This window comes from Eleftheria terrae, assembly GCF_030419005.1.
In the GTDB taxonomy this organism is placed as follows: Bacteria; Pseudomonadota; Gammaproteobacteria; order Burkholderiales; family Burkholderiaceae_C; genus Caldimonas; species Caldimonas terrae.
Map to the genome: position 1 here is coordinate 4,031,580 of NZ_CP106951.1, position 23,215 is coordinate 4,054,794.

At 71.5% G+C, this 23,215-nt stretch carries 22 protein-coding genes; 19 read left to right on the forward strand and 3 right to left on the reverse strand.

The genetic code is table 11. The features are described 5' to 3' along the window. Window positions 1-20 precede the first annotated feature (20 nt). The 7 genes from N7L95_RS17915 to N7L95_RS17945 all read left to right on the forward strand — a co-directional run bounded on the left by N7L95_RS17915 (window position 21) and on the right by N7L95_RS17945 (window position 7,734). A complete protein-coding gene (locus N7L95_RS17915; RefSeq protein WP_301256609.1) occupies window positions 21-644 on the forward strand; it encodes a tetratricopeptide repeat protein in 624 nt (207 codons plus the stop codon). 15 nt (window positions 645-659) lie between these two features. Then, complete coding sequence (locus tag N7L95_RS17920; RefSeq protein WP_301256610.1) at window positions 660-1,046, forward strand: hypothetical protein; 387 nt, start codon at window positions 660-662, stop codon at window positions 1,044-1,046. 407 nt (window positions 1,047-1,453) lie between these two features. Beyond that, window positions 1,454-2,494, forward strand: a complete 1,041-nt coding sequence (locus tag N7L95_RS17925) for an SPFH domain-containing protein (protein WP_301256611.1) — start codon at window positions 1,454-1,456, stop codon at window positions 2,492-2,494. 113 nt (window positions 2,495-2,607) lie between these two features. Then, window positions 2,608-4,218 (forward strand): DUF4178 domain-containing protein, encoded by a 1,611-nt coding sequence (locus N7L95_RS17930; RefSeq protein WP_301256612.1) that lies wholly within the window; start codon window positions 2,608-2,610, stop codon window positions 4,216-4,218. A gap of 45 nt (window positions 4,219-4,263) precedes the next feature. Further along, on the forward strand, window positions 4,264-4,485 hold the full coding sequence (locus N7L95_RS17935; protein WP_301260178.1) for a DUF350 domain-containing protein: 222 nt from the start codon (window positions 4,264-4,266) through the stop codon (window positions 4,483-4,485). 74 nt (window positions 4,486-4,559) lie between these two features. Beyond that, window positions 4,560-6,089 (forward strand): polyamine aminopropyltransferase, encoded by a 1,530-nt coding sequence (locus N7L95_RS17940; protein WP_301260179.1) that lies wholly within the window; start codon window positions 4,560-4,562, stop codon window positions 6,087-6,089. 16 nt (window positions 6,090-6,105) lie between these two features. Next, on the forward strand, window positions 6,106-7,734 hold the full coding sequence (locus tag N7L95_RS17945; protein WP_301256613.1) for an FAD-dependent oxidoreductase: 1,629 nt from the start codon (window positions 6,106-6,108) through the stop codon (window positions 7,732-7,734). A 94-nt stretch (window positions 7,735-7,828) separates the two neighbouring features. Here the strand turns inward: N7L95_RS17945 and speD are convergent, their stop codons facing one another. Continuing rightward, window positions 7,829-8,233, reverse strand: coding sequence for an adenosylmethionine decarboxylase (speD, locus tag N7L95_RS17950; RefSeq protein ID WP_301256614.1), 405 nt, complete (start codon window positions 8,231-8,233; stop codon window positions 7,829-7,831). A gap of 245 nt (window positions 8,234-8,478) precedes the next feature. On the opposite strand from speD, the gene N7L95_RS17955 reads away from it, so the two are divergent. From N7L95_RS17955 to N7L95_RS17970, 4 genes are all read left to right on the forward strand, one after another. Continuing rightward, the gene (locus N7L95_RS17955) at window positions 8,479-8,724 is read left to right on the forward strand and encodes a hypothetical protein (protein WP_301256615.1); all 246 of its coding nucleotides are present in this window, start codon (window positions 8,479-8,481) and stop codon (window positions 8,722-8,724) included. Between the two features lie 11 nt (window positions 8,725-8,735). Further along, complete coding sequence (locus tag N7L95_RS17960; RefSeq protein ID WP_301256616.1) at window positions 8,736-9,200, forward strand: hypothetical protein; 465 nt, start codon at window positions 8,736-8,738, stop codon at window positions 9,198-9,200. 7 nt (window positions 9,201-9,207) lie between these two features. Further along, window positions 9,208-9,642 (forward strand): ferric iron uptake transcriptional regulator, encoded by a 435-nt coding sequence (fur, locus tag N7L95_RS17965; protein WP_301256617.1) that lies wholly within the window; start codon window positions 9,208-9,210, stop codon window positions 9,640-9,642. Window positions 9,643-9,869: 227 nt separating this feature from the next. Then, on the forward strand, window positions 9,870-11,555 hold the full coding sequence (locus N7L95_RS17970; RefSeq protein ID WP_301256618.1) for a CAP domain-containing protein: 1,686 nt from the start codon (window positions 9,870-9,872) through the stop codon (window positions 11,553-11,555). Window positions 11,556-11,889: 334 nt separating this feature from the next. Here the strand turns inward: N7L95_RS17970 and N7L95_RS17975 are convergent, their stop codons facing one another. Next, window positions 11,890-13,227: a response regulator gene (locus N7L95_RS17975; protein ID WP_301256619.1), complete on the reverse strand. Its 1,338-nt coding sequence runs from the start codon at window positions 13,225-13,227 to the stop codon at window positions 11,890-11,892. A gap of 194 nt (window positions 13,228-13,421) precedes the next feature. Between N7L95_RS17975 and N7L95_RS17980 the strand changes: the two genes are divergently transcribed. The 7 genes from N7L95_RS17980 to N7L95_RS18010 all read left to right on the forward strand — a co-directional run bounded on the left by N7L95_RS17980 (window position 13,422) and on the right by N7L95_RS18010 (window position 20,555). After that, window positions 13,422-13,784: a response regulator gene (locus tag N7L95_RS17980; protein WP_301256620.1), complete on the forward strand. Its 363-nt coding sequence runs from the start codon at window positions 13,422-13,424 to the stop codon at window positions 13,782-13,784. A gap of 229 nt (window positions 13,785-14,013) precedes the next feature. Beyond that, window positions 14,014-15,633 carry a sensor histidine kinase gene (locus tag N7L95_RS17985; RefSeq protein ID WP_301256621.1) on the forward strand — a complete coding sequence of 540 codons (1,620 nt, stop codon included), beginning with the start codon at window positions 14,014-14,016 and terminating at the stop codon, window positions 15,631-15,633. Window positions 15,634-15,748: 115 nt separating this feature from the next. Continuing rightward, entirely contained in the window at window positions 15,749-16,369 is a 621-nt protein-coding gene (locus N7L95_RS17990; RefSeq protein WP_301260180.1) for a response regulator transcription factor, read from the forward strand. Between the two features lie 109 nt (window positions 16,370-16,478). Beyond that, entirely contained in the window at window positions 16,479-16,883 is a 405-nt protein-coding gene (locus tag N7L95_RS17995) for a response regulator transcription factor (RefSeq protein WP_301256622.1), read from the forward strand. 160 nt (window positions 16,884-17,043) lie between these two features. After that, complete coding sequence (locus N7L95_RS18000; RefSeq protein WP_301256623.1) at window positions 17,044-17,847, forward strand: AraC family transcriptional regulator; 804 nt, start codon at window positions 17,044-17,046, stop codon at window positions 17,845-17,847. 648 nt (window positions 17,848-18,495) lie between these two features. After that, window positions 18,496-20,103 carry an ABC transporter permease/substrate-binding protein gene (locus N7L95_RS18005; RefSeq protein ID WP_301256624.1) on the forward strand — a complete coding sequence of 536 codons (1,608 nt, stop codon included), beginning with the start codon at window positions 18,496-18,498 and terminating at the stop codon, window positions 20,101-20,103. 158 nt (window positions 20,104-20,261) lie between these two features. Beyond that, complete coding sequence (locus tag N7L95_RS18010; RefSeq protein WP_301256625.1) at window positions 20,262-20,555, forward strand: hypothetical protein; 294 nt, start codon at window positions 20,262-20,264, stop codon at window positions 20,553-20,555. On the opposite strand, the gene N7L95_RS18015 is transcribed toward N7L95_RS18010, so the two are convergent. Continuing rightward, window positions 20,547-22,013 (reverse strand): C13 family peptidase, encoded by a 1,467-nt coding sequence (locus N7L95_RS18015; RefSeq protein ID WP_301256626.1) that lies wholly within the window; start codon window positions 22,011-22,013, stop codon window positions 20,547-20,549. The two genes, N7L95_RS18010 and N7L95_RS18015, sit on opposite strands and share 9 nt — an antisense overlap. A gap of 183 nt (window positions 22,014-22,196) precedes the next feature. Here N7L95_RS18015 and N7L95_RS18020 point away from each other — a divergent pair, with 183 nt between their 5' ends. After that, complete coding sequence (locus N7L95_RS18020) at window positions 22,197-23,048, forward strand: alpha/beta fold hydrolase (protein ID WP_301256627.1); 852 nt, start codon at window positions 22,197-22,199, stop codon at window positions 23,046-23,048. Window positions 23,049-23,215: the final 167 nt, after the last annotated feature.

Consider the following 23,215-nt stretch of genomic DNA (forward strand, 5'->3'; position numbering starts at 1 on the left):
TGCACAAGGAGAACACAGACATGCAGGACACCCACTTGTCGCTGCTCGCGGCGCTGGACGCCGAAGAGCTCTTCCTGCTGGGCGTGCGCGCCAGCCAGGCCAATGACACAGCCGCCGCACTGGCCTACCTGAAGCAGGCGGTCGCCAAGGCGCCGGAGCATGCGCGGGGGCACTGGTTGCTGGGAGCCGAGTACGCCTCGCTCGGCATGGTGGACCGGGCTCGCGAGCACTTCGAGCGGTCGGTGGCCCTCGACGGCCAGCTGCCGCTGGCGCGCTTCCAGCTGGGGCTGCTGCGGCTGACCTCGGGCGAGGTCGAGGCGGCGCAGGAGGTCTGGGCGCCTTTGGACGCCCTGCCCGAGGACGACCCGGTGCGGCTGTTCAAGGATGGCTTGCTGGCCATGGTGCGCGACGAATTCGAGCGCGCGCTGGAGCTGGTGCGCCGGGCCGTCGCCACGCCCGGCGTGGACGCCGCGCTGCGCCGGGACATGGAGATGGTGCTGGGGCAGATCGAGGCCCAGCGTGCCGGCCAGGCTCCGGCCGTCGCGGCGGCCGAAGCCGCCGCCGACCCGGTGGACGAAGCGCCTGCCGAAAGCCACCTGGTGCTGTCGGCCTACCAGCGCGGCTTCGCCGGCAACAGCCACTGACGCCGGCAGCCACCGATGGTGTCTCCGCTCGACGGCCTGCACCGCCTGGCCCATATCGCCGCGATGGTGCGGCGTGCCGTGCAGCGGCAGGGCGCTGCGGGCCGGGCCGCTGCGTCAACGCGGCAAGCGGGTGAGTCCGAAGCGGCAGCCGCAGAGCGGCTCACCGTCACCCTGCAGCGCCGGGTGCGCGAGCTGCGCGGCGATCCGGCCCACCGCCAGCGGCTGGTGGCGCGCATGCTGATCGAATCGGTGCTGCTGGAGGAGTTCGGCCACGACCTGACCAACGAGGCGGAATTCCAGAACGTGGTGGACGACGTGCTCAAGGCCATCGAGTCGCTGCCGGGCATCGGCACCGAGCTGGATCGCATCGCCGCCCAGCTGGCCGGCCCTGGCAGCCGCTGACAGGACACGGCAGCCCACCGCAACGCTCGCGACAAGCGGTTGATGACGCTGGCAGAGGGGAACAGCGGATCACCTCCTTCGCCGCTGCGCGCCGGCCGCAGCACCGTCGGCGCTGCCATTGCATTGCTGTCCTTCTTCGCCGCATGCCGTAGCGCGGACGTCGAGCACGAAGGCGGCGCAGGCCCGTCCCCATCCACGCGCAGAGAGCAGCCTGCCATGCCTTCCCGCGGCCTGAAGCCGGCGGCCCTCGCCGTCCTGCTCCTGGCATGTCGGCCGGCGCCATGTCGGCGCCCGGTTCGCCGCGTCCTTTGCCACACCTTCCCCCCCTTTTCAGGAGGCCGCCACACCGAGCCGGCCAGTATCATTCGCGCCACGACTAACGCATGGATACACGACGGGAGCGCGCCATGGCATTGATGGATTTCATCCGCAAACAGTTCATCGACATCATCGAATGGACTGAGTCGGGCGACGGCGTGCTTGCCTGGCGCTTCCCGGTGGCCGACCGCGAGATCCAGTACGGCGCCTCGCTCACCGTGCGCGAGTCGCAGGTGGCGGTGTTCGTCAACGAAGGGCAGGTGGCGGACGTCTTCGGCCCCGGCATGCACAAGCTCACCACGCAGACGCTGCCGGTGCTCACCTACCTGAAGAACTGGGACAAGCTGTTCCAGTCGCCGTTCAAGAGCGACGTCTACTTCTTCAGCACCCGCCAGCAGATCGACCGCCGCTGGGGCACCACCCAGCCGCTGACCATCCGCGACAAGGATTTTGGCGCGGTGCGCCTGCGCGCCTTCGGCAACTACGCCTTCCGCATTGCCGATGCCAAGCGCTTCCACACCGAGGTCTCGGGCACCCGCGACACCTACACCGTCGACGACCTCGACGGCCAGCTGCGCGGGCTGATGCTGCAGCACATCTCCGACGCGGTGGCGCGCAGTGGCGTGCCTTTCCTCGACCTGGCGGCCAACCAGGTGATGTTCGCCAACTCGCTGCGCGAGGCGAACCTGGTGGCCTTCGAGGCGCTCGGCCTGCGGCTGGAGGGCGTGACGGTGCAGAACGTCTCGCTGCCCGAGGAACTGCAGAAGATCCTCGACCAGAAGATCGGCATGGGCATGGTCGGCGGCGACATGAACAAGTTCATGCAGTACCAGACCGCGCAAGCCATTCCCACCATGGCCGCCAATCCGGGCAGCGGCATCGCGGGCGATGCGATGGGGCTGGGCGCCGGTGTCGCGCTGGGCCAGGTGATGGCGCAGCAGTTCGGCCAGGGCCTGCAAGGCGCTGCCCCGGCCGCGGCGCAGCCGGCCGCTGCCCCGGCCGCGCCCGCGATGCGGCCCGAAGAGGTGATCGCCACCCTGGAGAAGCTCGGCGACCTGCGCTCGCGCGGCATCCTCACCGAAGACGAGTTCTCGGCCAAGAAGGCCGAGCTGCTGAAGAAGCTGGCCTGATCTCCTGGCGCGGCACGGCGGCCGGCGGCCACGCCGGCCGGCGCCGGGCTGCACGCCATCGATGATGCGGCGCTGTCGGCGCCGGCCCCACCCGATACCTCCAGGCATCCTTCTTGGCCACCTCCCCGACCCCACAGCGCGTGTACCGCGCGATGTGCCCGAACTGCGGCGCGCCGGTCGAATTCCGCTCGGCCGCCTCGGCCAGCGCGGTCTGCAGCTACTGCCGCAGCACGCTGGCACGCGACGGTGAGGCCCTGCGCCGCATCGGCCAGAGCGCCGAGCTGTTCGATGACCATTCGCCACTGCACCTTGGCTGCAGCGGGCGCTGGCAAGGGCTGGGCTTCACCCTGGTCGGCCGGCTGCAGTACGGCTATGCCGAAGGCACCTGGAACGAATGGCATGCGCTGTTCGACAACGGCCGCTCCGGCTGGCTCAGCGAGGACAACGGCCGCTATGTGCTGGCCTTCGACGCCACGCTGGCCGAGACGCTGCCCGGTGCCACCGAACTGGCCGCCGGCCAGCGCCGCAGCATCGCCGGCCGGGCCTGGGACGTCGCCTCCTGCGTCGAAGCCCGCCTGTTGGCCGCCGAAGGCGAGCTGCCGCAGCCGCCGGTGCAGGGCAGCAGCTTCACGGTGGCCGACCTGCGCAACGAGCGCGGCGAGGTGGCGACGCTCGACTACCAGCACCCCAGCCGGCCGGCCTGGTCGGTCGGCCGCTCGGTGGCGCTGGCCGACCTGGCCGTCACCGGCCTGGCCGATGCCGCCGAGAAGACCCTGCGCGCCCGGGCCTCCGAATGTCCCGGCTGCGGTGCGGCGCTGCAGGTCTCGCTCGCCACCACCCGCTCGGTGGTCTGCGGGCAGTGCAAGACGGTGGTCGATGTGTCGCAGGGCGTGGGCGGCGACCTGGCCCACTACAAGCAGAACAACGCTGGCGACAGCGGCCTGGAGCCGCTGTTGCCGCTCGGCAGCGTCGGCAAGCTCAAGCTGGGCGCCACCGGCCTGCGCAGCTGGCAGGTGGTGGGCTACCTGGAGCGCTGCGAGCTGCCCGATGATCCGGACGACGAACAGGTCTTCTGGCGTGAATACCTGCTCTACCATCGCAGCGAAGGCTTCGCCTTCCTGGTCGATGCCGAGGACGGCTGGAGCTGGGTCGCCCCGCTCACCGGCTCGCCGCAGGTCAAGGGCCAGACCGCGACCTATGACGGCGTGTCCTACCGGCAGCAGTACCGCTACGTCGCCAAGACCACCTATGTGCTGGGCGAGTTCTACTGGCAGGTGCGGCGCGACCAGCGCAGCCGCAACACCGACTACGTCAGCGGCAGCCGCCGCCTGAATTGCGAGCGCACCGATCAGGAAGTGGTCTGGTCGGGCGGCGAGACGCTGGAGGCCAAGGCGATCGCCGCGGCCTTCGGCCTCACCGGCGGTGCCGCAGCCGCGCTGGAGCGCGACGTCACGCCGGCCGGCGGCTCAGGCCGCGGTTGCCTGGGGCCGATGGTGATCCTGCTGATCATCGTGCTGGTGATCCTGCTGCTGGTGTTCCTCGCCGTGCGCCATGATCGCGATGATTGCGACAGCGTGCGCCAGACTTATGGCGAAGCCAGCACCGAATACCAGGAGTGCCGGCGCTCCAGCAGCCGTGGCAGCGGCCGCAGCACCGGCTGGGGCTGGTCGTCCAGCGGCAGCAGCGGCTCGGGCGGCAGCTCCTGGGGAGGCAGCCACAAGTGACGCACGCATCCATTACTCATTCACATCTCTGGGAGATCCGCCATGTTGGGCATTGAATGGCTCAAGCCGGCCGTGTTTTTCGGCTCCATGCTGTATGCGCTGATCGGCGTGCTGGTCTTCTGGATCAGCTTCATCGTGATCGACAAGCTGACCCCCTATGACCTCTGGGGCGAAATCTGCGAGAAGCGCAACCTGGCGCTGGCCATCGTGGTGGCGGCCATGTGCCTGGGCATCGCGGTGATCGTCGCCGCCGCCATCTCCAGCTGAGGCCGGGCGGGGCGGCCTTGGAGACGCCGATCGATCCTGCCGGGGCCGGCGCCGCGCCCGGACTGCGTGCGCGCATGGCACCGGGCGAGCTGGCGCTGCTCGCCTCGGTGTTCGTCGTCGCTGCCTGCGGGCTGGTCTACGAGCTGGCCGCAGGCGCACTCGCCAGCTACCTGCTCGGCGACTCGGTGCTGCAGTTCTCCACCATCATCGGCACCTACCTGTTCGCGATGGGGCTGGGTTCCTGGCTGTCGCGCTTTGTCGAGCGGCAGCTGGTGGCGCAGTTCCTGCGCATCGAGCTGCTGGTGGGGCTGATCGGCGGGCTGCTGCCGGCCGGGCTCTTCATCGCCCACAGCCTGCTGCCGGTGGGCGCGGCGGCCTCGTTCCGGCTGCTGCTGTATGGCCTGGTGCTGGTGGTGGGCGCGCTGGTGGGGCTGGAGATCCCGCTGGTCATGCGCATCCTCAAGCGCCACTTCAGCGAGCGCTATGCCCTGCGCGAGCTGGTGTCGCAGGTGCTGACCTTCGACTACCTCGGCGCGCTGGCGGTGGCGCTGGCTTTTCCGCTGCTGCTGGTGCCGCACCTGGGGCTGGTGCGCACGGGGGTGTTCTTCGGCCTGCTCAATACGGCGGTGGCGGTCTGGACGCTGTGGTTGTTCCGCGCCGAACTGCGGCGTGCCGGCGCCTATGCCGCCGCCTGCGCCGCCGTGCTCGCGGTGCTGGGCGCCGCCATGCTGGGCGCCGACCATCTCACCTCCTGGACCGAGGACCACTTCTACGGCGACCGCGTCGTGCTGCGCGAGAGCAGCGCCTACCAGCGGGTGGTGGTCACATCCGGCCCGGCCGGCGTGCGGCTCTTCCTCAACGGCAACCTGCAGTTTCACTCGCGTGACGAGTACCGCTACCACGAGGCCCTGGTGCACCCCGCCATGGCCGCCCACGGCGCGCCCCGGCGCGTACTGGTGCTGGGCGGTGGCGACGGGCTGGCGGTGCGCGAGGTGCTGCGCTACCCGAGCGTCGAGAAGGTGACGCTGGTCGACCTGGACGCCCACGTGACCCGGCTGTTCCGCGAGCAGCCGATGCTGCGCGCGCTCAACCGCGACGCCTTCCATTCGCCCAAGGTCGAGGTCGTCAACGCCGATGCCTTCCAGTGGCTGGAGCAGGCCCACGAGCCCTTCGACGTCATCATCATCGACTTTCCCGACCCCAGCAATTTCTCGCTGGGCAAGCTCTACACCACCACCTTCTACCAGCGGGTGGACCAGGCGCTGGCGGCCGGTGGCTACCTGGTGGTGCAGACCACCTCGCCGCTGGTGGCGCGCGAGAGCTTCTGGACCGTGGCCACCACGCTGGAGGCGGTCGGCTTCTCGGTGACGGCCTACCACACCCTGGTGCCCAGCTTCGGCGAATGGGGCTTCACCCTGGCCGGCCACCGGCCCTGGCGCATGCCGCAGGCGCTGCCGCCGGGGTTGCGCTTCCTCACGCTGCAGGGCCTGCCGTCGATGCTGTACTTCCCGCCCGACATGGCGCGCGTGCCGACCCAGGTGAACCGCCTGTCCAACCAGGTGCTGGTGCACAGCTTCGAGCGCGAATGGGGCCAACTGCAGTGAGCCGGACGCAAGCGCCATGCCCCGGCTGAGCCGCCGTGCCTGCCTGGCCCTGGGCGGCGCCGCGCTGGCGGCCGGGCCGCTCGGCTGCGCGCCGTCGAAAGACGCGCCCGGCTATCCGGCCACCTGGGTCGGCGCCTCGGCCGAGCGTGGGCACCGGCTGCGCTCGCCGGGCCCGGCCGGCGGCTGGCCGGCCGCGGCGGTACAGCGGCGGGCCTCCGTGCTGGTGGTTGGCGGCGGGGTGGCGGGGCTGGCGGCGGCCCGCACGCTGGTGCAGGCCGGCATCGACGACGTGCACCTGCTGGAGCTGGAGGACCACGCTGGCGGCAACAGCCGTGCACACCGGATGTCCGGCATGGCCTGCCCGCTTGGCGCCCACTACCTGCCGCTGCCCGGGCCCGATGCCCGCGAGGTGGCCGAGCTGCTGGAGGCGCTCGGCCTGTCGCGCCAGCAGGCGGGCCGCACCGTCTATGACGAGCGCCACCTCTGCCATAGCCCGCAGGAGCGGCTGTTCATCGACGGTGCCTGGGTCGACGGCCTGCTGCCGCCCGCGCCGGCCGGCTCCCCGACGCTCGCCCAGTACCGCCGCTTCGCGCAGCGGCTGCGCGAGCTCGGTGCCGAGCTGCGCTTTGCCATGCCGACCCTGGGGTCCGGCTGGCAGGCCGGCCATGACGCGCTCGACCGGCAGACCTTCGAGCAATGGCTGCAGGCCGAGGGCCTCGACGATGCCCGCCTGCGCTGGTACCTCGACTACTGCTGCCGGGACGACTACGGCGGTGGCCTTGCGGTGGTGTCGGCCTGGGCCGGCTTGCACTACTTCGCGAGCCGGCACGGCTTCCATGTGCCGGGCGACGGCGAGGTGGAGCGCGAGCCGGTCCTGACCTGGCCGCAGGGCAATGCCTGGCTGACCGAGCGCCTCGCCCAGGCGCTGCCCGACCGCCTGCAAGCCGGCCGCACCGTGCTGCGCGTGAGCGAGTCGCGCCACGAGGTGAGGGTGCTGGCCTGGGACGAGGCGCGCCAGCAGGCCGAGGACTGGACCGCCGGCCATGTGGTGATGGCCACCCCGCTGTTCATCGCCGCACGCCTGCTTGCCCAGGCGCCCTCGGGCCTCGTCGAGGCCGTTCGCCAGCAGCGCCATGCCCCCTGGCTGGTGAGCAACCTGCAGCTGGACGAGCCGCTACAGGGCCGCCGCCGCGACGCGCCACCCTCCTGGGACAATGTGCGCCATGGTGGCGACCCGCGCGCCCTGGGCTATGTGGACGCGATGCACCAGAGCCTGCGCCCGCATGCCGGCCCGACCGTGCTGACGGTCTACTGGGCACTGCCGATCGCGCAGCGCAGCGCGCTGCTGCAGGACAGCGCCGCCGCCTGGGCCGCCCGCGTGGTGGCCGACCTGGCGGTGGTGCACCCCGACCTGCCCACCAAGCTGCGGCGTGCCGACCTGATGCGCTGGGGCCATGCGATGAGCGTGCCGGTGCCCGGCCTGCGCGGCAGCGCCGCCTTGCAGGCGCTGGGCCGGGCGGCGGGTCGGGTGCGCTTCGCGCATGCCGACCTGTCGGCCTATTCCGTGTTCGAGGAAGCGTACACCTGGGGTGTGCGGGTGGCTGGTCGGCTGGCGGGCGAGTTGCGCTCGCGGCGCGTGTCATGACCTCGCGGCGGCGCGCCACGGCTGCAATGCCGGCCGCGCCATGCCGGTGGGCCGGTGCCCGGGCTGAGCTTGCGCGGGCCTTGGAAGCGGAGCGTCAGGCCGCCGCGACGGCGGCCACTGGCCAGCGGCCTCGCTCCAGCCCTTGGCGGTCCACCCGCCCGGGGCGGAAAGCGGCCAGCAGGGCCTGCATCAGCGCTTCGGCCCGGCCGCGGTTGTCGGCGCCGAAGTTGCACACATAGACGTCCAGCGTCACCCCGCCCAGCTCCGGCCAGGTGTGCACCGCCAGGTGCGACTCCGCCAGCAAGACCACCCCGGTGATGCCGCCCGGTTGCCCGTGCACGCCGGCCGGCTCGAAGGCATGGAACAACTCGCCCACCGGCTGCAGGCCGGCGGCCTTCACCTCGGCCACGCAGAGCTCGCGCAGCGCCTGCACCTGCGTCATGGCCGCCATGCCGGCAGGGCAGTCGAGGAGGTCGGCGGTGAGGTGCAGCCCATGCATGGGGCGCGATTATGAAGCGCCGCCCACCCCGCCGGGCGGCTGCGGCCGTGGCGGAAATCACCGGATCGCCGACCGCGGAGGCGCTGCCGCTGAGCCCGTCCCGCCCGGCAGTTCCCCCAGGTCCGCAGGCAAAATGCTTGTAAATGCGAATCAATCGCATTAGAGTGGTCGCGACCTTTCGTTGCTGGCCCGGTGTTTCGGCCGGCTTCCCACACTTGCTTGCGCTACAGCTGGACGGATTCCCGATGAAACATGCCGCTTGCCAACTCCTTCCGCTCGCCGATGGCGAGGTCGGCCACGTCAGCCTGTGCCCCGATTGCGGCCAGGTGCATTTGTCACTGCAGTACATGACGCTGCGCTTCGACCTGCCTGCCTTCCGGGCGCTGCTGGCGGTGGTGGAGCAGGCGCAGCACCGGCTGGACCACCTGCTGCCGCCTGCCGGCGAAGCGGCCGCGGCCACTGCGGCGGCGTCGGCCGGCGGTCTGCATTGAGGGGCGCGCCGATGAGGCCCACGCTCCCTCCCGCCTCGCCGGGCCGGTCGCCTGCTTCGCAGGGGCAGGACTGGCTGGAAGCCCACCTGATCCGGCTGCGCGCACAGCTCATCGTGCAGGAGTCGGCCCTGGCTGCGGCACGTGACGACCTGGCTGCCCTGCAGGCGGCCGTGCCCGGGCTGCCGGCCCGCGCCGCCCTGGCCCGGCAGGCCCAGGCGCTGCAGCAGCGGGTGTCGGACCTGGAGCGGGCCTGCCGCAGCTGGCAGGCCCGTGCCGAGCGCGAAGCAGGGCGGGCCGACACCCTGGCCCGCGCGCTGGCTGCAGCCGCGCCACCCTTGCCGCCGACCCGGCTGGCCGATGCGCTCAACGCCTGGTGTGCCCCGATGTGGCGTGCCCTGCAGGGCAGCCATGCCGGCCCCCGGCTGTCGGCGCAGTTTCCGGCCCTGGTGCCCCTTGGGGCCCACCGCCCGAGGTGAGCCGCCCATGCACGATGCCGAGTTGAAGAAGCTGGGCCTGAAGGTGACCGCGCCGCGGCTGCGGGTGCTGGGCGCCATCCACGGCAGCAGCACCCGCCACCTGAGCGCCGAGGACATCTACCGCCGGCTGATGGAGCAGGGCAGCGACGTGGCGATCGGCACCATCTACCGCGTGTTGACGCAGCTCGAGGCGGCCGGCGTGCTGTCGCGCTCCGTCTTCGAGCCGGGCAAGACGGTGTTCGAGCTCAAGGAGGACGAGCACCATGACCACCTCGTCTGCCTGAGCTGCGGCCGGGTCGACGAATTCCGGGACGATGTCATCGAGGCCCGCCAGGAGGCGGTCGCGGCCGCCCGCGGCTACCGCCTCACCGAGCACCGGCTGGCGCTCTACGGCACCTGCCCCGGCTGCCGGCCCGGTCATGCGCCTGCCGCCGGGGGCTGAGGACACCTTGCTCCTCGACAACATCGTTTCATCCCCACGCATCTTCTTGCGTCTGGACCTGCAGATGATGGCAGGTACTCACTTGCACAATCGGTGCCGGTCCGAGGGGGTGGTCGCCATGCGGTAAATGAGCGGCGGCCGGCGGCGCGGGGCTCGCCCTGGCGCGTGCTGGCGGCTGCGGCATCGAGCTGTCTCCCGGTTGTCGCCATTCACCAGGAGGAGCTGTCATGCCCATGCCTTCGCGCATTCCCGCGCGTTTCCTTGCCCTGTCCCTTGTCGTGTCGCTTGCCGCCGCCCTGGCCGGCTGCGGCGGCGGAGGGGCCGACGGCAGCAGCGCGACGGCCGGCGCCCAGCAGCAGGACGACAGCGGGGCGCCGGCCACCGAGCGCATCTCGGCCATCCGCGCCGAGTCGCCCGATGCAGCTGCGCCAGCGGCTGATACCGGCGACTGTCCGCTGTGGTCCGGCCAGGGCCGCTACCGGGCCGGCGACGTGGTTCGCTGGCAGGGCAGCCTCTACACCGCCCGGGTGCCACACGTCCTGGCCGCGGGGCTGGACGCGGCGCCACCCTTGGCTCCCGAGCTGTGGCAGGCCACCGCCTACTGCAGCCCACCCGTGGCCCAGGCGGCGGCAGCGGCCCTGCCGGCGCCGCCCGCCACCTGGAAGGAAAACTGGCTCGAGCATCGCGACAGCCTCCAGCTGGTGGCCCACAACGACAGCGTCGCGCTGTACTTCGATCCTGCCGTGCCTGCCGACTCCGCCAAGTGGCTGCTGCCCTACCTGACCCGCCTGTGGCAGTACCAGCAGAAGACCTACGGCGGCAGCGGCACCCGGCTGGCCGGTGACCGGCTCTACGTGGTGCTGCACCAGGGCAAGTACTTCGGAGGTCACCATGCCACCGTGCATGACCGCTCGCACGGTGGGCGCAACGTCATCGACCTCGGCGCGCACGACTGGAGCGCGGCGCAGTACGACGTCGCCACCCGCACCGCGGCACGCCTGGTCGAGGCCCTGGCCGGCGGTCATCGCGGCCAGCCTGCCGCTCGCGTGCTGGCCAGGAACCGGGCGCTGCCGTTCTATGTCTACGACAGCTATGTCGCCCTCGGCATGGCCGACGAGGCGGCTCGCTACCAGAAGGCCGCCGCGGCGGTGGCCGACGAGAACGGCTATCCGCGCGCTGGCGCCCACTGGTTCCGCGACTGGCTCCACCCGCTGTGGCGCGACCATGGCGGAGCGCGGGTGATGGCCCGCTTCCATGCCCTGCTCAAGCAGCACTTCCCGCACGAGGGCGACAGCTACAGCCGCGAGATGAACTGGGGCGAATACATCCTCTTCATGAGCGCGGCTGCCGGGCAGGACCTCAAGCCGTTGGCCACCACCGCCTTCGGATGGCCTGCCGAGCGCGATGCCCAATACCAGCAGGCGCGCACCGATTTCCCCGCGCTGGCCGGCAGCCAGCCGCCGGAGCCGCCCAACCCGCCGGGTTGCAAGCTGGCCAGCCTGCAGGCCGATGCGCTGCGCCTGATCAACCAGCGCCGTGCCGCCGGCGCCAGCTGTGGCTCGGCAGGCCGCTTCGGGCCGGCACAGCCGCTCAGGTGGAACACCCGCCTGGCCGCCGCCGCCGACGGCCACTCGCGCGACATGGCCACCCACAACTACTTCTCCCACACCAGCCGGGACGGCCGCAGCTTCACCCAGCGCATCGAGGCGGCGGGCTACCGCTGGTCCGGTGCAGCCGAGAACATCGCGGCCGGTCAGGACAGCGTGGCGGCAGTGGTGGAGGCCTGGATGAAGAGCGATGGGCACTGCGCCAACCTGATGGGCAACTACCAGGAAGTGGCCCTGGCCTGTGCCGAATCCAGCAGCTCCGACTATGGGCGCTACTGGACGATGGACGTCGCCTCGCCGCGCTAGACGCGCTGCACGGTCACCACGCCCCGGTGCAGGACGGCCGACCCGGGGCAGCGGGCTCGTGGCGGACCGGTTGTCGGCGTTCCTGCCGCAGGGGCAGTGCAGGGACCGCACTGCCGCCGCTTGTCTGCCGGCGGTCACCGAGCGAGCGGAGGGCCGGGACCTCAACTGCCGACCGACCTGGTGCGGCGACCGGTCGCGCGGCACACCGATGCGGTCGACATGTCATGCGCCGGTGCGGTGCCCATGGGGCGCATGCCGGGCCAGCGGGGCGGCCCGCGGCGGTGCGGCCGCCGCGTCCACGACGAGGCCGGCATCGGGGCGTCGTGGTGCCGGCTCAGCCCAGCGCCGCACCGTAGTGGACCACCCGGCGGATTTCCTCGCCCATGCTGCGCAGGTCGAGCGGCTTGGTGATGAAGCCGTCCATGCCGGCGGCCTCGCAGGCCGTGCGGTCCAGCTGGCTGCTCTGGGTGGTGGCCGCGATGATGGGGAAGCGCGCCAGCGTGCCATCGGCCTGCAGGCTGCGGATGCGGCGGCAGGCCTCGAGGCCGTCCATGCGGGGCATCTGCACGTCCATCAGCACGGCAAAGGGGGGATGGTGCGCGCAGGCGGTGATGGCCTGCAAGCCGTCGTCCACCGCCTCGGCCTCGAAGCCCAGCACCTGCAGCATCTGCACCGCGAGCTCGCGGTTGACCGGGTTGTCGTCCACCACCAGCACGCAGGGGCGGCTGGCGAAGGTCAGCGCGGCGGGTTGGGTGTCGCTGTGCGGCCGCGGTTCCTCGGCGCCATGCCGCGCGATGTAGGTCATGTGCACCAGCTGGGCCGGGCTGAGCGGAGCGATGCAGACCTCCACGTCGGGCCAGCGCGCCTGCCAGGTGGTGCCCGATGTCGCATGCACCTGCAGCACCAGCCGGGTGCTCGTCGGCAGCACGTTGCGCAGGCCGGCCAGCGCTGCCAGCTCCACGCCGAATTCCTCGGTGCCGATCACCAGGGCCGGGCAGGCCTTCGGGGGGCGCCCGGCCAGCAGCGCGTGGGCTTCCTCGCAGCTCGACAGCGTGCGGATGCTCCAGCCCAGGCGTTGCAGGTTGCGGCTCAGCAGCTCGTAGGTCTCGGGCAGCCGGCCCACCAGCCAGGCCTGCGCGCCACCGGCCAGGTTCTGCGTCACTTCGTGGATGGGGGCCAGGCAGGGCACGGTCCAATCGGCAAGGATGACCGAGCCCTGGCCCGGATGGTCATGCACTTCGATGCTGCCCGCCACCGCTTCGAGCAGCGAGCGCGCGACGCCGAGGTGGCCTTCGGCGCTCATCGCCGCGGTGGGTACGTCGGCCGCGGGCAGGCTGGCTCCCGCGTCCGGCGCGTCCGGCGCGGCCGGCGGATCGGCACTGCGGCCAATGCCGGTGTCCGACACGGTGAGCGTGATGCGGCACAGGTCCACCGAGATGCTGCGCACCTCGGCGGCGAAGAAGATCGCCCCGGCAAAGGTGTTGGCAATGGCATTGGCCAGCAGCCGGTCGGCAATGTCATGCACGATGCTGGCTGGCCCGCGAGCCACCGGCAGTACCCCTTCGTAGGAGAAGAAGCAGCGCAGCCCCTTGCCATGGGCTTCCGGCACCCGACGGCGTAACGCCTCGGTGAGCTCCTCGCACAGGAGGTAGGGCATCCCGCTGCGATACATGGCGGCACATCCAATCAGGGCAATACCGCAAGGCGGCTCTTCGGAGTCTATTCCCACCAGCCGGGGGAAATGAAACCATATAAATCGAAGGGAGCGCCCCTTGCCGGCTAGGAGGCCCATGGCCGATGAGGTAAGTTCGACCATGCATGGCAGGAGCCCAGATGGACCAATCTCCAAGACGCGCATCCCGTATCTTGGTCGCAGACGATGACCAGGCCAGCGCCCTGCTGGCCGAGGCGGTGCTCGCCTCCGGTGGACATGAAGTGGTGGTGGCGCGCGACGGCGCCGAGGCGCTCGCGGCACTGCAGGCTGGTGGCTTCGACATGGCCTTCATGGACTACCACATGCCACAGATGAGCGGCCTGGAGGTGGCCCGTCTCATTCGCGAACGCGAGGGGCAGCTGGGCCTGCCTCATCTCCCCCTGGTGGCCTTGACCGCCAGCGCGATGCCCGACGAAACCGCGCTCTGCACCCAGGCCGGCATGGACGAGGTGCTGGTGAAGCCCTTCGAGCTCGGTGACCTGCTGAGCGCGGCGGCTCGCCATCTCGAGGCGTGAGCGACAGTGCGCGAGCGCGGTTCGCCGCGGCGGTGCATGCCCCCTGACTTCGCTGTGCGGCCCGGCGCCGGGCGCGCCGTTTGCAACCTAGCTTCGCGGCAGCCTGATCGGCTGGAGAGGCCCTGCATTTCCATCCGCGACGGCGACATGCCGCTTGCCCTAGCGTATTTGCCACGCCATCGCAGTACGACGTCCGATGAGCGGGACAACATCGAAAGGATGGGAGCCGATGCAGCCCCTGCACTTTGCTCCGTTGACCGATTTGGGTGGGCGCCGCTCGGCTGCCCGGTTGGCAAAGGCCATCGCCTTGTCCGCAGCCGTGCTGGCCGCAGCGGGCCTTCTCGGCCTGCCGGAGTGGCTGGATGGCCATCTCGGCGCACATGCGAGCCACTGGCTCGACAGCGGCGCCGAGGCGGTCCTCGGGGCGAGCAATTTTTTCATGTGCGGCATGCTGGTCGTGCTGGCCGCCCAGGGCCGACCGCCGATACCGCCTGCGCTTGCCTGGCTGGGTGGCCTGTTGATCGCCAGCAGCGGCGCGGCCCATCTGGCGACGCTGTGGGGGCCGAGCGATGGACTGTCCGGTGGCCTGCGACTGGTGGCGGCGTTCAGCGCACTGGCCAGCGTGGCGGCGGTGCCCTTGCTGCGACCCAGTGCGCGTGCCTTGCTGCGTGAACTGCGCACGGCCCGGCCGAGGCGCTCGCCAGCGGCATCGGAGGCCGCGGCTGACCACGGGGCCTGGCCCGCCGCAGAGGCCTGGCTGACGGTTTGCAGTCAGGCGCCCTTTGGCATGGGCGTGTGCCGGCTTGATGGGCAATGGCTGGCCTCGAGTCCCGGCCTGCGGCGCCTGCTGGCCTGCAGTGAGGCCGACCTGCTGGCGCAGCGCCTGCACCAGTGGCTGGCCGAGGACGACCGGGCCGACTTGCAGCGCGGCCTGGCGGCCGTCGTCGAAGGACGGTGCACCGAGCACCGCGCCGACTACTGCCTGCGCCGCCATGACGGCACGGCCCTGTGGGTGGAGATGGCGCTCTCCCTGCTGCCCGGCGCCCCGGGCAGGGCGCCCCCGATGGTGGTGCGTGTCGAGGACACCACGCCGCGGCGGCAGGCCCGGGCCGCACTCGATGCGCAGCGAAGCGAGGCGATGCAGGCGGGCTGCCGCGTGGCCATGGCCGAGCTGCTCGCCCACGTGGCCCATGAGGTGAACCAGCCTCTGGCTGCCATCGTGGTCAATGCCGGCGCATGCGGCCGTTGGCTGTCCGCGCCGGTGCCCGACGCGACCGAGGCAGGCGAGGCGCTGAAGCGCCTCACTCGGGAAGCCCGCCGGGCCGGCGAGGAGCTGGCTCGCCTGCGCGATTTCGTCAGACAGGCACCGCCGTCCCTGGAGCCGCTCGACCTCAACCTGCTGGTGCAGGAGACCGTGGCCTTGGCGCATGACTCGGCCGCGGTGCCCGGCATGAAATGGACCATCGACGCGGCAGCCGGATTGCCGCAGGTGTGTGGAGCGCGCGCTCTTCTACAGCAGTTGTTGATGCAACTGATGTCGAACGCAGTGGACGCCACGCGGCCTGCCGGTCTCCATGGCCGCCTTCACCTCCTCACCGTGGCCGAGGCCGAGGGCAGTGTGCGGCTGGAAGTGCGTGACAACGGCATCGGCCTCGAGCCGGCCCAGTGCGATCGCATCTTCGAACCCTTCTACACCACCAAGCCAGGTCACCTCGGCCTCGGCCTGGTGATCAGCCGCTCGATCGCTGAGGCCCATGGCGGCCGGTTGCAGGCGCTGCCCCGCGCGCAAGGCGGTGCCTGCCTGGTCCTGCAGCTGCCGGCGGTGAAGCCGATGGAGACCCGCCGATGAGCCATCCATGGCCAGCATGGGGCAGCGCGACACCGGCCGGGCCGGCGGCATGCGGGTGCACGAAGGCATTGCAGCGCCGAGGCGTCTGCCGGCCGCACCGGCAACGGAGGACCGCATGAGCGACGCCGCTGCCATCGTCTTCGTGGTGGACGACGACCCGTCGATGCGCGAGGGCCTGAGTTCGCTGATCCGCTCCGTCGGCCTGCGGGTCGAGACCTTTGCCGATGCCCACGGCTTCCTGTGCCGGCCGCTGCCCGACGCACCGGCCTGCCTGGTGCTCGACGTGCGGCTGCCCGGGCAGAGCGGGCTGGACCTGCAGCGCGAACTGGCCGAGAGCGGCCAGTCCCTGCCCATCATCTTCATGACCGGGCATGGCGACATCCCGATGAGCGTGCGGGCGATGAAGGCCGGTGCCACCGAGTTCCTGCCCAAGCCCTTCAGGGACCAGGACCTGCTCGACGCCATCCGCTTCGCGCTCGAACGCGAGGCCCATGCGCGCCAGCAGCGCGCCCGGGTGGCTGACATCCACTGCCGCCTGGCGTCCCTGACCGGGCGTGAACGCGAGGTGCTGGCGCTCATCGTGAAAGGCCGGCTCAACAAGCAGACGGCCGCCGAACTCGACATCAGCGAGATCACCGTCAAGGTCCATCGCCGCCACATCATGGAGAAGATGGGTGCCGGTTCGCTGGCCGAGCTGGTGCGCATGGTCGAGCGCGCGATGCCCGGCGGCTTCTGAGCCGGCTCCATCGGTTGCGATGGTGTAGATGCCTTATCTCCAGGTGTAATAGCGACCCGTCGCGCGGGCGGCTACCCTGAAACTTCGGCAAGTAGCGGGGCTCAAGGGCATGCTCACACGGGGACAGCCACCCTGGGTCGCCGTCGTGGACGACGAGCTGGCCCTGAGGGAATCGATTGCAGGACTGTTGCGCTCGGCAGGCTTGCCGACCACCGGCTTCGCTTCGGCCGAAGATTTCCTTGGCGCCAACACCAGCGGCCTGGGCTGCCTGGTGCTCGATATACGGCTGCCCGGCATGAGCGGCCTCGAACTGCAGCAACACCTGCATCGAATGGGCCGGCGGCTGCCGGTGGTGTTCGTCACCGCGGAGGCGGACGCCGACGGGCGGCTGTGTGAACAAGCCTGCCGCTGCGGCGCAGCGGCCTTCCTGCACAAGCCTTTCCTGGGTGACGACCTGCTGGCGGAGGTGCACCACGCACTGGCGCTGCAGGGCAGTGCCCACGGCTCGACATAGACCAAAGTGCAATTGTCACATCTCATGGGCACTTTTATCTTTCATCGATGCACAACCCCAGCAGGCAGGACCCACAGTGTTGATGAGCAACGAAACGGCTTGGTGCCCCTCTCCCTCGCAGCGCCGCGAGGCGGCAACCTGGAGCGGGCACTGTGAAGGCATGGATGTGCGTTGCCTGGAACAAAGCCAGGACAACGACCGTGTCCGCGACACCATCGAGATCCTCATTCCCGGCGAGAACGCCACCCTGGTGACGTGCTACCGGACCGGCAGTGGCCGGCTGCGTACGGCCTTCGTGCGTGCGCCTCTGGTGTCCATCCTGCCCCCGCGCGAGGCCCACACGCTGCAGGCACAACATCCGTCGGAAACGCTGGTGCTCAGCCTCGATCCGGCCTTCTGCCAGGAGCAGGCCAGCGCCGCCCTGGGCGTGCAGGCCCTGGCGCTGGCGCCGCGCTATGCGGTGCCGGACCCCTTCATCCGCGAGATCGGCAATGCGCTGCACGGTGACCGCCGCAGTGGTCGCAGCCTGAGCACCGCCTACCTGCAGTCGCTGGCCGGTGTGCTTGCCATTCACCTGGCCCGGCTCTACACCTGCGCGGCGCCGGCGCAGGCGGTGTGCGGCGGGTTGCCGCTGCACAAGCTCAACCGGGTGCGCGCCTTCGTGATGCAGCACCTCAACGAACCGATCCGCGTGGAGCAGCTGGCGGCGGAAGCCCACCTGAGTCCCTACCACTTCGCTCGCATGTTCAAGCAGGCCACCGGCCAGCCGCCCCACCTCTTCGTGCTGATGAAGCGCATCGAGCGGGCCAAGGAGTTGCTGGCCGAGAGCGAGCTGCCGCTGATCGACGTGGCTGCCCGGGTGGGATTCCGCACCCAAGGGCATTTCACCGGGGTCTTCCACCGCTACACCGGTGCCACGCCGCGCATCTTCCGGCTCAGCGCGCGGGCGCCGCAGCTGTCCTGAGGCAGGTCAGCATCCGGCGCGCCATTCGGGCGAGGCCGCGGCCGCCCATGGCCGGCATCCTGGCCGCCGGTGACGGTCTGCGCGGGCCTCCTGGATGGCGCAGTCCGGCACCGACGGCGCCAGGCCGCACGTCCTGTCGCTGAACTGCCGCCACGGCCGCCGGGCATCGGCCACCTGCCGTGCAGTCGCCACACCGCGGCGAATGCCAGCCGGGGACAGGCGAGGCGCTGCCCCCCGCCAGCACAGCCCCACCAGCACAGCACAGCCCCACCAGCCCACCGCGCCAACGCAACAGGGCTGCCTGCCCCACGGGACGGCTGCCTTCGAGGCAGGGCCGCCGCCATCGCTTGGCGGCCAGAGCCGGTGCCGGCGTTCTGCCGACGATCCGCGGACGGCCACCGAAGGCCCGGATCCGGCGACGCGCCGCGCCGCGAGGTTTGGTGAAGCGCGTGCAGAAGTGCGCCAGGTCGTGCACGATGCACGGACGGGCGAGCGCCTGGCAGCGAGCTGCCTGGCAGGCCGCCTTCCACTTTCCTCGGGCGATGCCGGTGGCTCCCCGCCGCGCCGCCGCCGATGCTGCATCGGCCGACGGCCGGGAGAGCTGCTTGCCTCCGAACGGCACAACATGAAACAGGAAGGGCAGACATCATGCACATCGCATACGCGGGCGGCAGCGCCCGCCGGGCGGCGCCGGCCTTGCAGGCACTGGCGCGGTGGCTGCGGCTGCTGGCAGCGTTGGCCGCAGCCGTGGCAACCGTCACCGCCGGCGCCGCGGAAGACCGCCTGGTGGTGGGCTCCAAGCGCTTCACCGAGTCTTACATCCTGGCCGAGATCGTCACCCAGACAGCGCGCCAGCACAGCCCCGCCGAGCACAGGCAGGGCCTGGGCAACACCGCGGTGGTATTCGAGGCACTGAAGGCGGGCGCGATCGACGTCTATCCCGAGTACCTCGGCACCCTGGACAGCGAGATCCTCAAGAATGAGCGGCCCACCGACATCGAGTCGATGCGGGCACGGCTGGCCGGCATGGGCCTGGGCGTGGCGGTGCCGCTGGGCTTCTCCAACGGCTATGCACTGGCCATGCGCGCCGCCGAGGCGAGCCGGCTGGGCATTGCCGACATCAGCGACCTGCGCTCACACGAGGGACTGGAGCTGGGCCTGTCGCATGAGTTCCTCGGCCGCGCCGACGGCTGGCCCGGCCTGGCGGCGCGATACGGCTTGCCACAGCGCCCGACCGGCATCGACCACGGCATTGCCTACCAGGCGCTGGGCAGTGGTCGTATCGCCGCCACCGACATCTACACCACGGACGCCAAGATCGCCGAGCTGCAGCTCACCGTGCTGAATGACGACCTGCAGTTCTTTCCCCGCTACGACGCTGTGCTGCTCTACCGGCTCGATGCGGCGCGCCGCTTTCCAGCGGCGTGGCAAGCGATCGCCGGGCTGCAGGGCCGCATCGACGAGGCGGCCATGATCGCAATGAATGGCCAGGCCGAGCTGCGTGGCCAGTCGTTCGCCGCCATCGCCCGCCAGTTCCTGTCTGCCGGCCGCCCGGCCGCCGCCGCGCCGGCAGCGCCGGCGCCGGCCGGATTCGTCGAGCGGCTGCTGGCCGATGACCTGGGCCGGCTGGCGCGCCAGCATGTGCTGCTGGTGGTGGTGGCGGTGGCAGTGGCCACGCTGGTGGGCATTCCGCTCGGTGCGGCAGCCGCCGCACTGCCGCGGCTGGAGCAACCGGTGATGGCGGTGGTCGGGCTGCTGCAGACAGTGCCCTCGCTGGCGCTGTTTGCGGTGCTGATCCCGCTGATGGGGCGCATCGGCACGCTGCCGGCGCTGGTGGCGTTGAGCCTCTATGCCCTGCTGCCCATCGTGCGCAACACCACCACGGGCCTGTGCCAGGTGCCCGCCGGCCTGCGCGAGGCCGGCACCGCCCTGGGGCTGACGCCGGCGCAGCGCTGGCGCAGCATCGACCTGCCGCTGGCCGCCCCGGTGATCGTGGCTGGCATCAAGACGGCCGCGGTGATCACGGTGGGCACTGCCACCATCGCCGCCTTCATCGGCGCCGGCGGCTTCGGCGAGCGCATCGTCACCGGGCTGGCCCTCAACGACCATGCCGCCCTGCTGTCCGGGGCAGCGCCAGCCGCGCTGCTGGCGGTGCTGACGCAGGCGGTGTTCGAGGCCGGGCAATGGCTGGTCGGCCGCCGTCGTGCCGGCGAGGCGGGCCGGCTGGGCGGATGGGGAACGGCGCCGGCCGGTTGATCGGCGCGGCCGGCCGGGGGGGCGGGCGGGTCCCGCGGCGCGGAGTTGCACCCGGCGGCCGGCGCTTTTCCGGCGTTCGAGCTTCGGGCCGCCGCAGCACACTGGCGAGCGTCATCGTCTTGGGCCCGGGCGGCCCGCCATTCGCCAGGAGAATCAGTGTGGTCGGCGTCCTCAGTGCGCTTTATGCGGCATTCGGCATCGTGCTGGTGGCGGCCTACCTGCCGCAGCTGCGCTCGGTCTGGCGCAGCCGCAGCGGCGCCGCCGATGTCTCGCTGTGCACCTGGGGCGTGTGGTGCGCCTCGGCCACCGTGTCGCTGCTCTATGCCCACCTGGTGAGCCGGGACCTCGGCTACACCCTGATGTCGCTGGGCAATGTCGGCGGCTGCTATGCCGTCACCGGCGTGGCGTTGCTGCGCCGCCGCAGCCACCGCCGGGCAGTGGCGTCAGCGTGAGGCGGCGCCGGCCGGCGCGCCGCCCTCCTGCAGTTGCCGTTGCAGCCGCTCCAGCCGCGCCCGCATCGCGCTGCCCATCGCGATCTGCGGGTTGGAATAGCCGTCCGTCTTGCCCGCCTCCTGCTCGCGCTGGCGGATGAGGTCGCGTGCGCGGGCGTGGGCCGTCTCGAAGGACAAGGTGTCGCGGCGCAGCTGTTCGTCGTACAGGGCGCGGCCGAAGAAGGTGAGCTCCGACAGCCGTCCGCAGCCGTAGGAGGTGTGCTCGGCATCGGCGGCGGTCATCACCAGCGTCTCGTCGCCGGCCAGCGGTGCGATCCAGCTGCCGGAGTAGCAGGCCGAGATGGAGACGATGCGCCAGCGCACGCCCGCCTCGTCCAGCCAGGCCTTCAGGTCGTCCGGCGTCACCGGCTCCAGGCTCAGCGGCCAGAGGCTGGTGGCCAGCTCGCCGTCGCGCGCACCGTGCGAGGTGAGATGCAGGAACAGCACATCCTCGTCCCGGTCCATCAGCGTGGCGATGTGGCGGATCGCGCGCTGCAGGTTGAGCGGCGTGGCCCAGGCCAGCGCCCGCGCCGTCTGCGGGTGGTTCACCAGCTGCAGCGTGCGGCCGGTGGCGTCGAAGCGCTGTGCCATGACGGTGCTCACCAGCTCGGTCTCGCGCCGGAACACGTCCTCCTCGCCATACGGGGCGAAGCCGATGGCATAGACGTCCACCACGCCCGGCCGCTGCCGCGGCAGGGCCTGCAACTGGCGCGTCAGCAACTCGGCTTGTCCCTCGATCACGTCCTGGGTGAGGGCGAGCGGCTCGGCAGCCGGGGCATCGGCCGGCGCATCGTCCACCGCCTGCCACAGGGGCGTGGCCGGTAGCAGGTAGGGCAGCGCCGCGGCGGCCGCGAGCGCGAGCGAGGCCACCGCCCGTGGCAAGGCCCGGCGGGTGCCCTCGCGCCACAGCAGCAGCCACTGCGCCAGCACGGTCCAGACGCCGGGGGCCACCCAGAGGGCCCATGGTGCCCAGGCCCCCAGGCGCCCTTCGCCATCCACGCCGCCGCGCAGCAGCGCCACCGACAACAATCCCCAGGCCAGGCTGGCCAGGTGCGCGACCAGCAGCGCCATGCAAATCAGCTGCGCCGTGCCGGGGGCTGGCTCGGCGTCGCCGCCCGGCGCCGGCCCGCGGCGGGCCAGCCGGCAGGCCCAGGCGAGCAGCAGGACCGACAGCCAGCCTTCCGCGGCTGCCTGCGGATCGAGCCGGCCCGGTCCGGGCAGGTAGAGCCAGTCGAGCAGCAGCACGATGGGCAGCCCTGCCAGGCCGAAGCCGGCCAGCCAGGCCGGCCCGGCCGGCAAGCCCTGCCACTGCGGCTGCCGCCACACCGCGGCGCGGACACCTTCACGCAGCCAGCGCCCGAGCGCGGCCGGTCCCTGCAGCAGACCACTGCCCTGCGCCGCTGCCGTTTCGCTTGTCATCGTCATGCTCCTTGTGGGCGGCACTGTAGCGCCTGCCAAGCGGCGCTGCTGGCCGAGGGGTGGCGGCGCAAAGCCGGGCGGCGAGGCAGGCGGGCGTTGGCAGCGGCACCGGGTTCAAGCAAGATGCAGGGCCGCAGCCCCGGCGTGAGGTGCCGGCTGCCCGAGCGTGAACCAGGAGATGTCGTGGCTCCCTTCGAGACCCTGCAACTGAAGGCCAACGGCCTGATCTTTGACGCCTTGGCCTGTGGGCCGGCCGACGGGCCGCTGCTGTTGTGCCTGCACGGCTTTCCCCAGTTCGCCGATGCCTGGAGCGGCGTCATGCCGAAGCTGGCCGCTGCCGGCTGGCGGGTGGTGGCGGTGGACCAGCGCGGCTATTCGCCCCGGGCGCGGCCGGCGGACGTCAAGGCCTACAGCGTCAACCTGCTGGTGAGCGACGTCTTGCGCTGGGCCGATGCCCTGGGCGCGCCGCGCTTCCACCTGGCCGGCCACGACTGGGGCGGCGCGGTCGCCTGGGCGCTGGCCGCGGCGCATCCCGAGCGCCTGCACACGCTGACCGTGCTGTCCACGCCGCACCCCGACGCCTTCCGGCAGGCGCTGAAGCACGACCGGGAGCAGCGGCGCATGTCGCTCTACATGCTCCTGTTCCGGCTGCGCCTGCCGCTGGCGGAGCGGCTGCTGCTGGCCTTCGATGCCCGCGCCATGCGGGATGCCTACCGCGGCAAGCTGTCCGCCGAACAGGTGCAGCGCAACGTCGCGCGCATGCGCGAGCCCGGCGCCCTGACCGGCGGCCTCAACTGGTATCGCGCCGCCGAGCGGGGTCGCCATGTGGGCCCGGTGAAGGTGCCCACGCTGTATGTCTGGGGATCGGCCGACCAGGCGCTGGGGCGGGCGGCTGCGCAGGGCACCGCTTCGCATGTGGCGGGTCCCTATCGCTTCGAGGTGCTGCAGGGCGCCTCGCACTGGCTGCTCGAAGAGCAGGGCGAGGCAGTGGCCCGCCTGATGCTGGAACACCTGGCGCCAGCCCATCCCGCGTGATCGCGGGGCCAGCACTATAGGCCTTCGCGGCCCCGCGGGTCAGCTGCGAACGTCCCCGGTAGGGAGAGGCGCCGCTGCGGGCGCCGCGTCCTACCATGTCGGCTCGGGCCAGCGAGCGCTGCGCCACGTGCAGTGAGCCGTCGTTCCAGGTCGTGCAGCGCTGCGTC

Excerpts from the sequence above, each read along its gene's own strand:
- fur (WP_301256617.1), top strand. The coding sequence starts at position 9,208 with ATGCACGATGCCGAGTTGAAGAAGCTGGGCCTGAAGGTGACCGCGCCG.
- N7L95_RS17985 (WP_301256621.1), top strand. The coding sequence starts at position 14,014 with ATGCAGCCCCTGCACTTTGCTCCGTTGACCGATTTGGGTGGGCGCCGC.
- N7L95_RS17955 (WP_301256615.1), top strand. The coding sequence starts at position 8,479 with ATGAAACATGCCGCTTGCCAACTCCTTCCGCTCGCCGATGGCGAGGTC.
- N7L95_RS17990 (WP_301260180.1), top strand. The coding sequence starts at position 15,749 with ATGAGCGACGCCGCTGCCATCGTCTTCGTGGTGGACGACGACCCGTCG.
- N7L95_RS17995 (WP_301256622.1), top strand. The coding sequence starts at position 16,479 with ATGCTCACACGGGGACAGCCACCCTGGGTCGCCGTCGTGGACGACGAG.
- N7L95_RS18015 (WP_301256626.1), bottom strand. The coding sequence starts at position 22,013 with ATGACAAGCGAAACGGCAGCGGCGCAGGGCAGTGGTCTGCTGCAGGGA.
- N7L95_RS17945 (WP_301256613.1), top strand. The coding sequence starts at position 6,106 with ATGCCCCGGCTGAGCCGCCGTGCCTGCCTGGCCCTGGGCGGCGCCGCG.
- N7L95_RS17915 (WP_301256609.1), top strand. The coding sequence starts at position 21 with ATGCAGGACACCCACTTGTCGCTGCTCGCGGCGCTGGACGCCGAAGAG.
- N7L95_RS18000 (WP_301256623.1), top strand. The coding sequence starts at position 17,044 with ATGGATGTGCGTTGCCTGGAACAAAGCCAGGACAACGACCGTGTCCGC.
- speD (WP_301256614.1), bottom strand. The coding sequence starts at position 8,233 with ATGCATGGGCTGCACCTCACCGCCGACCTCCTCGACTGCCCTGCCGGC.
- N7L95_RS17960 (WP_301256616.1), top strand. The coding sequence starts at position 8,736 with ATGAGGCCCACGCTCCCTCCCGCCTCGCCGGGCCGGTCGCCTGCTTCG.
- N7L95_RS17975 (WP_301256619.1), bottom strand. The coding sequence starts at position 13,227 with ATGTATCGCAGCGGGATGCCCTACCTCCTGTGCGAGGAGCTCACCGAG.
- N7L95_RS18005 (WP_301256624.1), top strand. The coding sequence starts at position 18,496 with ATGCACATCGCATACGCGGGCGGCAGCGCCCGCCGGGCGGCGCCGGCC.
- N7L95_RS17920 (WP_301256610.1), top strand. The coding sequence starts at position 660 with ATGGTGTCTCCGCTCGACGGCCTGCACCGCCTGGCCCATATCGCCGCG.
- N7L95_RS17970 (WP_301256618.1), top strand. The coding sequence starts at position 9,870 with ATGCCCATGCCTTCGCGCATTCCCGCGCGTTTCCTTGCCCTGTCCCTT.
- N7L95_RS17925 (WP_301256611.1), top strand. The coding sequence starts at position 1,454 with ATGGCATTGATGGATTTCATCCGCAAACAGTTCATCGACATCATCGAA.
- N7L95_RS17940 (WP_301260179.1), top strand. The coding sequence starts at position 4,560 with ATGGCACCGGGCGAGCTGGCGCTGCTCGCCTCGGTGTTCGTCGTCGCT.